The sequence below is a fragment of the Teichococcus rhizosphaerae genome, from assembly GCF_002631185.1.
Taxonomy (GTDB): Bacteria; Pseudomonadota; Alphaproteobacteria; order Acetobacterales; family Acetobacteraceae; genus Pseudoroseomonas; species Pseudoroseomonas rhizosphaerae.
The window spans coordinates 1-12,106 of sequence record NZ_PDNU01000079.1; the positions used below are offsets into that span (position 1 = coordinate 1).

9 protein-coding genes and 1 pseudogene are annotated in these 12,106 nt (G+C 62.8%); 4 read left to right on the top strand and 6 right to left on the bottom strand.

What is annotated here, in order from left to right; all coding sequences use genetic code 11:
- The first annotated feature begins 181 nt into the window (after positions 1-181).
- Complete coding sequence (locus CR162_RS21015; RefSeq protein ID WP_099097440.1) at positions 182-607, top strand: hypothetical protein; 426 nt, start codon at positions 182-184, stop codon at positions 605-607.
- A 198-nt stretch (positions 608-805) separates the two neighbouring features.
- On the opposite strand, the gene CR162_RS21020 is transcribed toward CR162_RS21015, so the two are convergent.
- Genes CR162_RS21020 through CR162_RS21035 form a run of 4 tightly spaced genes read right to left on the bottom strand, consistent with a single transcriptional unit; the run spans position 806 to position 2,350 of the window.
- The gene (locus tag CR162_RS21020; RefSeq protein WP_099097441.1) at positions 806-1,096 is read right to left on the bottom strand and encodes a hypothetical protein; all 291 of its coding nucleotides are present in this window, start codon (positions 1,094-1,096) and stop codon (positions 806-808) included.
- A 28-nt stretch (positions 1,097-1,124) separates the two neighbouring features.
- Positions 1,125-1,424: a hypothetical protein gene (locus tag CR162_RS21025; RefSeq protein ID WP_099097442.1), complete on the bottom strand. Its 300-nt coding sequence runs from the start codon at positions 1,422-1,424 to the stop codon at positions 1,125-1,127.
- A gap of 36 nt (positions 1,425-1,460) precedes the next feature.
- Positions 1,461-1,736 carry a hypothetical protein gene (locus CR162_RS21030; RefSeq protein WP_099097443.1) on the bottom strand — a complete coding sequence of 92 codons (276 nt, stop codon included), beginning with the start codon at positions 1,734-1,736 and terminating at the stop codon, positions 1,461-1,463.
- On the bottom strand, positions 1,733-2,350 hold the full coding sequence (locus tag CR162_RS21035) for a ParA family protein (protein WP_218014952.1): 618 nt from the start codon (positions 2,348-2,350) through the stop codon (positions 1,733-1,735). The genes CR162_RS21030 and CR162_RS21035 overlap by 4 nt, the downstream gene beginning before the upstream one ends.
- 570 nt (positions 2,351-2,920) lie before the next feature.
- On the opposite strand from CR162_RS21035, the gene CR162_RS21040 reads away from it, so the two are divergent.
- The 3 genes from CR162_RS21040 to CR162_RS21050 all read left to right on the top strand — a co-directional run bounded on the left by CR162_RS21040 (position 2,921) and on the right by CR162_RS21050 (position 6,164).
- Positions 2,921-3,868, top strand: coding sequence for a replication protein RepA (locus CR162_RS21040; protein WP_099097444.1), 948 nt, complete (start codon positions 2,921-2,923; stop codon positions 3,866-3,868).
- Positions 3,869-3,913: 45 nt separating this feature from the next.
- Positions 3,914-4,720: an IS5 family transposase gene (locus tag CR162_RS21045; protein WP_099097445.1), complete on the top strand. Its 807-nt coding sequence runs from the start codon at positions 3,914-3,916 to the stop codon at positions 4,718-4,720.
- An 82-nt stretch (positions 4,721-4,802) separates the two neighbouring features.
- On the top strand, positions 4,803-6,164 hold the full coding sequence (locus CR162_RS21050; protein WP_099097448.1) for an IS701 family transposase: 1,362 nt from the start codon (positions 4,803-4,805) through the stop codon (positions 6,162-6,164).
- 190 nt (positions 6,165-6,354) lie between these two features.
- Here CR162_RS21050 and CR162_RS21055 read toward each other — a convergent pair.
- Both CR162_RS21055 and CR162_RS21060 read right to left on the bottom strand, forming a co-directional pair.
- Positions 6,355-7,432, bottom strand: a pseudogene (locus tag CR162_RS21055) (IS5 family transposase).
- 323 nt (positions 7,433-7,755) lie between these two features.
- Complete coding sequence (locus tag CR162_RS21060) at positions 7,756-11,319, bottom strand: ATP-binding protein (RefSeq protein WP_176559975.1); 3,564 nt, start codon at positions 11,317-11,319, stop codon at positions 7,756-7,758.
- Positions 11,320-12,106 lie beyond the last annotated feature (787 nt).

Genomic DNA, 12,106 nt, shown 5'->3' on the forward strand with positions numbered 1-12,106 from the left:
CCCCCTTCCGATGAGGGCTAGGCAGGCCCCTGCCCTGTGTCTGCGACGCCCCGACCGATCCGATAATACCGCCTTACCGCGCTGCATGATTGGCTGCCCAATACTGCAGCTGGTGGCCGAAGCAGTTTATTGAGCATGTCGTACAGGTTTAGATTGCGGGCTCCACCCAAAGGGATCCGACATGCCCCGCCAGCTCTATGCCTACCACATCTCCCCGATGGATTTTGGCTGGTCGCTCATGTCGACGACACAGCAGTTCATGCGCACGCTGCTCGACTACGCATCTCCCGAAATCTCGCCCAAGCGGGTTGCGAGTAATCTGGCCGACTTCGGCCGCTTCTGTGAGGAAGCGCTGGAGGCCGGTGACAAGGTTGGGTGGGAAGGTGATTTCCGAGGCAGCGAGACACCACGCGTCATGGTCCTTCCGGGCGAAGTTCACCCATACCTCGCGCTGATCTGGAAACAGGACAACAACGGTTCGACCTTCGTTGTCTCCGAAGTGCCGATGCCTTGGCTCGATGAGCTGGTTGGCTGGGAAGGCGGAAAGGCCGTGGTCGAGTTCCCCGGTTCAGGGAGCGTCATCGCGGGCCTCGATTTCAACATTTAATGGCGCTCAGCGAGTCGGCGCGGCTGGCGGCTCGCTGATCCTCACCTCCTCGTGGAACTGGTCGCAGGCAGCACAGAACCGCTCCTTGATGTCCATCGGATAGAGCGAAACGCGGCCACATTGCGGACAGGTGATGGAGGGCGGCTTTTCTGGTGCTTTCATGACCTCATTCAATCAATCGTTCATTCATCCATTCATTCACTTATTCATCGCTTCGGTAATGGCATCTTCCATATCCACGGCGTTGATGTGAAAGCGGGCTTGATCCATGCCCAGCGTGCCCATCTGCGCTATGTGGATCACGTCCAGGGCGATATCCAGGTCATGCAGAGTGCGGGCCTCGCCAGCCGCTTCATCTAGGCAAACGGCCTCGACCTTCGCCGGGTCCGGCGCCCCGATCTGGCCAGGGAAGTCCTTGCGAGCCTTCTCTACGCCAAGCTGCAGGCAGTACCAACCAGCGGAGCGACAAGTTACGGGCGCCGACTTCACGACGTCATTCCTTCAATCAATCAACCATTCACTCAAAAACTTTCCTGTCCTGCCGGCGCCCTGATGGTTGATGGCTGATCCACCCTCTAGGCTCGGGTTCCTTATCGATCCAGCCGTGGAAGGCCATGATGGCCGAGCCCAGGTTGTCATAGACCCACACCTGAGCCGCAGCTTCGTCAAACATCTTGCCCTCGATGATCTGAACACCGGCTTGGCTCTGCTTCAGCCCCTTCCATCGTACAAGGCGCCTCACCTCCACTGTCTTGTACCCGCCGGCCTCTCTCAGCCAGTCCACGAACTCCTGGTACCTTTCCATATCTGACGCCATTATGTCATTCCCTCAATCAGTCATCCAATCAATCAATCAGTCACGTCCCTGCCCGGCCAGCCATGTCTCGACGGCTTCGTCGACCATCTCCTGCATGGAGCGGCGGGTATCGAAGCTCAGCCGGCGCAGCTTGTCGTGGACCGACACGCGCGGCCGGTAGGACAGCAGGATGCGGGGCTCGGTGGCAGGAGGTGGTGCCGGCTGCGGGGGCGGTGCCACTACCGTAGGGACCGGGTTCTCCGGGGTGGTGCCTTCCCCCTTGGCGGCCAGGGTAGATCCAAGGGACAGGGGCGACAGGGGACGCTTGCTCATGGGGTCAGCTCCAGGCGTTTTGCGGTGTATTCCCATAGGGCACCGATCTCCTCCGGCACTGGCCCCTTGCCGCCCAGCTCGGGGGCGGTCAGCCCATCGACCATGGCGGCTGCGTAGTCGGTGCGGTCGGCCAGCAGCGGCGCGATGGTGCCGTGCGGACTCAGTGCCTCATAGGCCTGGGTGGTCAGCCGCACGCGCGGCTTCACCCGGTTGATGATGAAGGAGAGCGGTTTCTTCGCGGCGTTCACCACCTCAACGGTGGAGCCGACTGCGCGCAGGTCGTTGGGGCTGGCCTGCACCGGGATCATCACCAGCGAGGCGTGCTTGATGGCCTCGGCCACCTCCGGCCCGATGGAAGGCGGGGTATCGACCACCAGCAGCTTGAAGCCCTGCTTCTTCAGCGTCGGGATGGCCTCGGCCACCGTGCCCTTGATCAGCGCCGGGGTCTCCTCGGTGCGGCTGTCCCACCACTGCGCCATACCCTGCATCGGGTCGGTGTCGATCACCGCGACCGGCCCGGCGCCGCTGCGCTCGGCCTCCACGGCGAGATGGCAGGCGATGGTGGTCTTGCCCACCCCGCCCTTGCGGCTCGCCAGTACTAGAACGTGCATCATTCAATCCCTTATTCTTACACTCATGATTGAATGAATGATTGCAATCAGTCAATCATTCGTTCGAACCTATACCTTTGAATATGTTTTCCTTGATCTACCGCTCAGGCGGCATTCCTTGAAGAATATCAAGTGGAGGGGCTCCTTCTTCTCCAGCAGCTTTACCTCGCTGAAATACCAACGGGTCCGCCTCATCATTTCGTCGCGTCAACACCCCTAGCCACCACCGCAGGCCGAGTGGCTTGGAGGGCAGGCACCTCCACTGCTAAGCCGCAGATCAATACTCATCTCAAGACTGGACTCTGGGAGGGTGCTGGGATCGTGCTCGCCGAGTCTGTTCCCGCAGTTATCCCCCCCTGGGCTGAACTTTGGGAGGATTCACCTGATCTTTGGTAGGAGCAAAGCTTTGGGATGCCAAGCATAATCAGTGCGTTATAATTGTTATCCACTGGACTCTGGAAGGCAATACTAGAATATAACCAAATAGCTCTAGCTATCCCTTCCAGAGTCCAGCATTTGCAGGCCGGCTGGTTCGGGTACAAAGCAATAGGCTCAGGAGAGGGATAGGGGCCAATGGGCAGCGTCCACCAGCTTCTGCTGGAGTTCGGCAGAGAAAAGGCACTTGAAGCCGACATTGACCGCACAGTGGTCGATACCGCTGCAGCCTATCTGGCCTGCGAGGACGCTGATACTGGCTATCTCTATTCTGGCTGGGCACTAGCGGCCTTACCGCACAAGCGTTTAGCGGACGATGCGCTCTGGCAAGTAAAGAATGACCGAGTTACGCTGATAGTGCAGCCCGGCGTGCGGGTAGTCGAGGACGGTCCGCCTATGCATGTCGGCGTACCCTACGGCTCACGTGCCCGGCTGATTCTGCTCTATTTGCAATCAGAGGCGCTCCGCACTAGCTCACGCGAAATCGAACTGGGACGCTCACTACACGCCTGGCTACGGCGACTATCTATTCCTATCGGCGGCAAATCCATGAGGGACGTACGGGACCAAGCTGACCGTATCAGCCGCTGCCGTATGTCCTTTCAGATCATGCACGGTGGGCGGGCAGGGCTGGTCAACCAGCTTATCCTAGATACCGCGATGTTCGTAGACGATGGCGATAAGAAGGGCTCGATGTTTATCGAGACCGCTACGCTGTCGCAGACCTTCTACGATCAGCTAAAAAAACATCCCGTACCTATCGAAGAATCAGCGGTACGGCAGCTCGCTAATAACTCAATGGCACTAGATGTGTATTGCTGGCTAGCCTACCGGTTACATGCCCTGAGCGGGCCAACACCAGTATCTTGGCGGGCGCTCTACGCACAGTTTGGGCAGGGCTATGGTAGGATTGACAACTTCCGCCGTAAATTTCGCGAGACCCTCTCATTGGCTCTCGCTGTCTACCCTGATGCCCAAATCGACGAGGAGGAGCGAGGTCTACTCCTAAAGCCCAGCCATCCCCCGGTGGCCGGGCGAAACGGACGGCTCACACTGGTGGCATCTCGCTCTCTGCCAAAATGCTAGAGGCTGTTATGGACCTGCGGCTGGGTAACGATCAGGCTGCGGGGCATGAGTGCCCGCAAGCCCTACCCCTCTGACGTTTCTGACGACGAATGGGCGTTGGTGGCGCCCTACCTGACATTGCTGTCCGAGGATGCTCAACAGCGTGAGCACAGCTTGCGCGAGGTGTTCAACGGTCTGCGCTACGTGGTGAAGACCGGCGCGCCCTGGCGCTGGATGCCGAACGACCTGCCGCCCTGGGCCGCGGTGTACCAGCAGGCCCAGCGCTGGTTGGCGGCAGGTTGCTTCGAGGCGCTGGCCGAGGATCTGCGCACGGTGCTACGGCTCGCCGCGGGGAGAAAGGCGCAGCCCAGTGCTGCGATCCTGGACAGCCGGACGCTGCGCTCCTCACCCGAAAGCGGAACCCGCGCCGGGTACGACGGTGCCAAGCGCAAGAAGGGCTCCAAGCTGCACCTGGCAGTCGACACGCTGGGGCATCTGCTGGCGTTGCACGTCACGCCCGCCAGTGCCGACGACCGGGCCGAGGTTGGGCGGCTTGCCCAGGCAGTGCAGGCCTCCACAGGCCAGAGCGTCGATCTGGCCTATGTCGACCAGGGCTATACGGGAAGCAAAGCAGCCGATGCCGCGAAGGCGCATGGCATCGAACTGGAGGTGGTCAAACTACCAGAAGCCAAGCGCGGCTTCGTGCTGCTGCCGCGGCGCTGGGTGGTTGAGCGCTCATTCGCCTGGGCAACCCGCTTCCGGCGCTTGGTAAAGGACTACGAGCGCTACGCCAGCACTCTTGCTGATCTCCACCTCATCGCCTTCGCCTGCATCATGCTCAAGCAGGCCGCTCAACTCGCCGCAGGTCCATAACAGCCTCTAGCACTACCTGGGTATTTTGATTGAGCTGGTTTTGATGATGTGAGACGTTGCCTTGCGTGGGGGGGCGACGTTGATGACGAGCATTCCTGGTGGTGGAGCCGATCTGGATCGCTGGCTGGCGCCGTTCCTGGCGGTGCTGGGCCGCAAGACCCGCCGCACCTGGGCGCCGCTCTACCTGCGAGGCCTGCTCGGCCCCGGCGATCGCAAAAGCCTGCAGCCGATGGCGGCCCGCCTGGGGCTGGGTGGGCATGATCAGTTGCAGCACTTCATCGCCAGTCCCGCCTGGAACGACGCGCCGCTGTGGTCCGTGCTGGCCCAGCAGGCGGATAAGCTGGTGGGTAGTCCTCAGGCCTGGCTGGTGATCGATGACACGGCACTGCCTAAGAAGGGCACGATGTCGGTCGGCGTGCTGCCGCAGTACTGCGGCCAGCTCGGCAAAAAGGCGAACTGCCAGTCGCTGGTGTCGCTCACCTTGGCGCAAGGCGAGGTGCCTGTTCCGGTCGGCCTGCGGCTGTTCCTGCCCAAGGAATGGACCGATGATCCGGAGCGCTGCGCCCAGGCAGGCGTGCCCGATGCGGCGATGACGCTGCGAGCCAAGGGCGAGATCGCCCTCGACGAGCTGGACCGGCTGGCGGCGGCGGGCGTGCGGTTCGGCACGGTGCTGGCGGATGCGGGCTATGGCGCGAGTGCGGCGTTCCGCCAGGGCCTGCAGGCCCGGGGCCTGCGCTGGGCGGTGGGCATCCCGCGCAACCAGAAGGTCTACAGCGCCGCCGTGCAGCTGGTAGCGCCGCAGGGCCGTGCTAAAAAGCTGGTGCCGAACGAGGAGCCTGCGGAAGCGGAGAAGGTGCTGGCCGCGCAGGCCTGGCGCCGCATCACCTGGCGGCAGGGCACACAAGGTGCGCTCGCCGCCCGGTTCGCCGCCGCCCGCATCCGGGTGGGCGACGGGGCGGTGTGGGGCAACAACCGCCACCTGCCGGGCGACGAGGCTTGGTTGGTCGGCGAATGGCGGTCAGGCGGCGAGCGGAAGTACTACCTGAGCAACCTGCCTGCCGACACGCCACTCCGGGCGCTGGCAGCTGCCATCAAAGGGCGCTGGGTCTGCGAGCAGGCGCACCAGCAGCTGAAGCAAGAGCTCGGTCTCGGGCACTTCGAGGGACGGTCGTGGACCGGCCTGCACCGACACGCGCTGATGAGCTGCATCGCCTTTGCCTATCTGCAGCATCTCCGCCTCGCCGCGCACCGCCGGACGAGGCGGGGGAAAAATGCGGGCCCCGATGCCGGGCCCGCCGCCCTCGCCGAGCCTGCCCGCCGTGCGGCGCGCCATTCTCGACCGGCTGTTCGCTCATCTCGTCACGCCGATCCGATGTCCGCACTGCCGACGCAGATTTCTGTCACCTCATCACAAAATGCCCAGGTAGTGCTAGAGTCCTTCTAGAATCCAGCTCTCGTTTTCCTACCGAAGTCCAGTACGCTGTTGTGGATCAGCCAAATGGACACCTCGAACTACCGGCTGTTGCGCGGCTTGGCGAGCAGGATCGTTGCCTCAGGCTGTGACGTGCCTCTGCTGACACGGCCGGGTCACTGGCTTTGGAGGGCAAGTGCCGCTCTTCGTGGGCGCTGTGGGGTTATGCGGGCGCAGTTCGGGTGCTGAGCCACGCGAAGCGGGTGAAGTTATAGGCCAGATTGGCCATGCCGATCTTCACCTGCGCTCGGGCCGTGCCGCATGGTGCGCACGAACAGCGCCATGCGGTGCTTCTGGGCGGCAAAGACATGCTCGATGCCCGAGCGGATCCGAGCGCGTGAGGCATTGGCCTTGGCCTGCTGCTCGGAAAGCCCACGCCGGGGTGGCTTGCGGAACTGGATGCGCTCGCTCAGGCCGCGCCGTTCCAGCACCTCCAGATTGCGCTTGGTGCGGTAGGCGGTATCCGCCCAGACGCGGCTGGCGGTGTTCCCGGGATCCAGAAGGGCTGGAAAGCTGCGGCTGTCATGTTGGGCCGCATCGGTGACCGTCCAACGGCGGATCAGGCCGTGCCGCCGATCAATGCCGATATGGCTCTTGTAGCCGAAGACCGGCACCGCGATTTGGATGGCCTGCCGCTGCGTGCCTTCTGGTTTGGGCTTGGCTCTGCCGCGCTTCAGCGTCCAGCGGGCATCCCGGTCCTTCTGCGCCCGCTTGGCTGGCGACCAATCCGCAGGCGTGCCGCCTTCCCGGATCGTGGCTTTCTCCTCGATGGTGAGCTTCTGGCGCGGTGCTGCAATCAAGGTGGCGTCGATGATCTGCCCGCCCATGGCGAGGAAGCCTTTGGCTGCCAGCACCGCGTCAAAGCGACGGAACAGCTCCTCGATGGCACCTGCCTGCTTGAGCTGCTCGCGGTAAAGCCAGATCGTCTTGGCATCCGGCACCGCCTGATGCAGGCCCAGGCCTGCAAAGCGCATGAAGGACAGCCGGTCGCGCAGCTGAAATTCTGCCTGCTGATCGGAGAGGCTGTAGAGCGCCTGCAGCACCAGGATCCGGAACATCAGCACCGCATCATAGGGCGGGCGGCCGCCACGGCTGCGATCCGACCGCGCCAGTGCCGCATCCAGAACCGGGCGGAAGATCTCGAAATCGACCACGGCTGCAAGGCGCTCCAGCGGATCGCCCGCAGCAGAAAGCGCCGCATACCGTTCATCCACATCGAAGAAGCCCGGCTGATCCGCCATTCCACTGCCCCCGCTGGCCAAAGCCAGTGAATCAGTTTCGCGTCTCAGCCGCGAGGTTTTTCGAAGTGTCCGCCTGTCTCAATTCGCGAGAAGTCTGGCAATCAGGGAACTCTAAGTGATCAGCCATGAGCCGTCGGTTCGGCTATGGGGCTCTTCCCCTCGCGCGCAAGGCTGGGCGCCCACGCTCGGTGGATATGCTCCCTGCGCGTGTCCCTGAGCCTCACCTTGCGCTTGCTACTCCCGCCCTCGACGGGGCGCAGGGGGTAAGGCGTCGCCTGACCCCGTCCTCGCCTCTACATCATGGCGCCTCGACGGCAAGTTGGCTAAGGCTGGTAGATCACGCCCAAGACAGGCCTTGCATTGAGCATCACGGGAACGTCTGGCGCACCCTCGACGCGTTCAGTCGCGATAACGACAGACGCACCCAGACCTCCAATCGTCTCGAATTGCCGGAGGTAAGGCAGACTGCGCGACAATTGTGCCCCAACGCGCTTTAGAATGCTGTCCCCGTCCTCAAGTGTAACGGCCACCATGGCACCCTCCATGGCGTCCAAGCGCTCAGGCGAGATCACCGCCCCACCAAGTATGATCTGGCCTGGCATGGCCCTTGGCACGGCACTGTCCTCGCGAACGCGATACGCGACCTCAATCCGAGCGAGGGTAGGATCGCCACCGATTAAAGTCGCTTCTTCACGGCCGTCTGGTGGGGGCAACTGGCTGAAGAGTACTCCCACAACCCTGTGAAGCTCAGCGGCTCGATCTTCGAAAGCCAACGTAGGCTTGCCCTGGCGTGGATCGGTCGCTTCAGCTGCGAGTGAGAAGCCTTCACCATTGCGAGGCCGCAGGAGACGTCGTGCAAATGCGGCCCTGCCCCTGCGCGCCACGACAAGGTCATGGTCGCGCGGTGCCGACGGCGTAGCCTCGACAATTGCAACAGATCCGGAGGGGATCGCGAAACCCATCGTGTCATACCGGACATAGAATAGTGCTTTGTTCGCGAACCATGCGCTCGTGAACATCTCGACTGAACTGTCTTGACTGCCACCACTTGGTACGTGACCACTGAAGGCGGCGATGTCTTGAACGATCGGCACGTTGAGCGGCGGGGCGCTGATACCCGTGAGCCTCGCAACAGCCTCGATCCTCTCATTCTCAAGTGGCTCGCGCCAGCGGTAGCGTCGGAATTCCTCGTGCACGCGCTCGACAGACGAGCGTAGCCGCCTAAGGTCAGCATCCACCTGCTGCACTTCGACATAACTGAGCGCGTCCCTGTCACGGTGGTGGGACTGATTCAGCACGCGCCTCGCAGCCGCGCCTTCGGCCAGCGCGGCGTCTGCACAAAACTTCGCCAGCACCGGGCTGCGGAACAGCTCATTGCTGCGGCCGGACACCAGCCCCCTGAGGCGGTCATACAGTGGCATCAGGGTAGTGGAATCAGAGGGAGCAGAGAAGGCAGGATAAGCGGGATCGTCGAAGAGATCCCCGAGCCGCGCCTCCAGGAAGATCCGAGCCTGGTTTGCGTAGTCCTGAGCATGCGGCGCCGAATCCGGATTCGCTATAAAATCGCTGCGCTTACGGTCGAGATCTTCGATCGCCAGCGATGTTTCCAGCGTGCGGCGCGAAGCGTTCACAGGATGGATGGAGCGATGCTCAATCTGGTTTCCGCTCCTGGCCTCTGCGACCAGCACACGCGCGAAACTGCGGTCGTGCGTGGTTGTCAGAATTTGCGCGCCGCCAGCCGCAAGCGCGGTAAGTGCTCGTGCCAGGCGTTGTCGGTTATCGTAATCTAGCAGGTCCTGGGGATCGTCCAGAACGACAAGTGCCAAGCCGCCACTGGTCCGCATGACATGCTCGCGGAAAGCCAAATAGAAGCCCAGGAGACTTGCGCGCAGTGCCGAGGCGTTCGAGACGTGTTGCGCTGGCGCATGCACGCCGTCGCGCCCGACATGAATGTCAATGACTCCCTGCGGCGTCATGCCCGTGCGGCGCGGCTCCGGCGAAAAGGTAGTGGCATTTTGATAGATGGCGTTGCGCCAGTGCTCAGCGCGACCGTGGAGGCGCCTCTGGAGCCCCTCGACTTGCGCTGTCGCGAGAGCTCCTATGGGTATGATCTCATCGAGCGCTTGCGCGGCTGTCCTGCAATCCTCGATGGCTTTCAGCCTGCTAGTTCGTTCCGCGCGTGAGGACACGAGACGTCTGACTAGCTCAGTCGCAGCGTTGATGGGAGCAACTCCCTTCACGATCAAGTCCAGGCGCGACAACTGGGCGTCTAGCCCCACGATCGCCTCATCCTCGCTGAAGCCAGTCCGGACAGTGTTGAGTGCCTGGAGAAGTGCCGGCCGATTGCACGACATCCAGTCGCTGAAGGCAAGGGCTCGCCTGACGCGGCGCAGTACCACACTGAGGGTTGGAGTCGCAGCGCTGATGCTCGTGGGCAGCGAAGGCAGAGCAGGAACGGCGAAGGGCGGCACCAGTTCCAGGGCGCGGCTCGTGAGTGCCTCGACACCCGGGCGCAGCGACGACAGAGCGCCTGCGAAGCCCTCCGTCGCGAAGAGTTCCTCTGTCATCGCTGTGCGCAGGAGCGTTGCCGGCGAGGCCGGCAGGTCCCGATCAAGCTCACGGCGCAGCGAGGGTGGAAGGTCGCGGGCAAGCCTGCCCGTCCATGCCTCCTCCCACTGAGCGACCGTCCGCGACAGAACCTCGCTGTCTCTGGCCACTTGATCGAGGTGCTCGGAGACGAGGCTGCCCGTCTCGGCATCGAGCACTCCCGCAAGTGAATGCTGGCACACCGCACATTTTCCATCGTCGGCGTGCCCGTGCTCGTGCATCCAGGCGGTCACCCGCGCATAGAGTTGAGTCCTCCGCTTGAGGACTGGGTCAGCCGCCAATTCCTCAAGCGTCTGCGCCTCCCGAAGCAGGCGGCAGATCAGGTCTTCTAGTTCCTCCCGGGGGCCGGCCTCCAGCCGGAGGGAGGCCAGCCGTTCCATGGACTGAAGCTGTGAAAGCCTGCGCATCTGCTCCATCGCCGGGACGATGGATGCCTCGAGGTTACGGCGCTGCCCCGGTTCGGCCGCGTCGAACGTGTCTCCGAGCACCTCACGCGCATGCGCCAAGGACTCCGCCTTTATCCCCTCGAAGTGAGCTTCAAGCGCCGTGAGGTCTTCCGCTGGGCCGTCCGCCGAGGGCAGTGGGGCTGTGGGTGCCATACTGGGAAACTCGGAGATGCGTTCCTCAAGGTCGCGGCGGTGCCTGAGGAAGTCTGCCTCTACCCGCTCGAGGTCGGCGCCCCGCTGCCTCGTCAGATCGCCCCTGATCCGAGCTTTGGCCCGAGTGGCATGACGTGCCAGATCCACAAGGTCGGACAGGCCGGTTAGCCGGGCGACCGCCTGCCCGAGTTCGGATTGGCTGCCTACCTGGAGGTAGGGCAGCATCCCCGGCATCGTGGTACCCAGGCTGAAGGTGATCAGGTCCAGCCCCAGGTCAGACGCGGAGGGTCCCTCCTCGACAAGCTTCCCATTTGGGGTGCGTGACTGCGTCCGCCGTATCGGCGGGAGCCGGATGCCGTCCTCGCCAACAAAGGTCAATTCAACCCAGGTATCTGCTGGCACAGTCCTCTCAGAGCGATCCGGTGTCCAGTGCTGCCCTGTCGGCAGGGGCGTAACCGGGCTGATGGTGTGCTGAGTGACCTCTTCCTCCGCTCCGCGCTCAACTTCGCATGCATACTCCTTGTCGCCGCCTTCCGGAAGGCGCTGAGACCGGAGGAGCTTCCCGGTGAGGCACCAGACGACCGCATTGGCGAGGCTGGTCTTGCCCGATCCGTTCCAACCTTCGAACAGTGTGATCGGCCGTTCAGGTTCGAAGATGAAGTCGGGCGCAGGGTCGTCCACCGCTCCGTAAGCGTGTATCCCCGCAAAACGGTGCGCGACAACCCTCGCCAGGCGCAGGGTACGACGTCCGGTCCCAAAATGGACCATCGGAATAGAAATTGCCGATGGCGTCGTGGTCCCGTTCGCAATGATTGCCTCGCAGTCCTGTACCGTAACGTTCCCGGACCATTTCACCCTTGCGCCCCGATACCATGCCAAGACACCACACGCGGCAGCCGATGCCAGGGTCAAGTGATGACCTTCGTCAGTAACGATCGCTTGCCCCGAGACCAAGTCTGCGAGCACTTGGTCTGTTGTGAGGAGATGGAGCGGCCGGACGGCTACAGCCGGAAACTGAGTTGCGCTTGTCTCAACCAACCGCTGGCTCTCCTCACGTCACGGCACAACCTATAGCTAAGCTGAAACGGTTCGTCATGCCCAAGCAGAGAAGACCCGAGCGGCTTTGACAGCGTGCGCCGGCTATCCGAAGAAGCCCGGTAGCAGCCACAAAGCCGCCTTACATACCTCCGCGACCGATGTGGCTATCCTGGTAATTGTGGTTCGGCCACCACACTCGCACTCATGCCGAACGTAGGGTGCTGTCAGCAAGCAGTTGCAATCGCTGGAACACTGGCTTGAGGTGGGGCTGTTTGCGGGTGACTTGCGCACCGCCTCCGCCACGACAGCGGAGGGGCGCTGGCGATGGCGGTCACAGCCGGATGGAGATGATCGGCAACAGCATCGGCGAGGTCGGCAGGCAGAAGCTCATGTCCTCATTCGGGAGGCTGCTGAGCCACCTGGATGACCC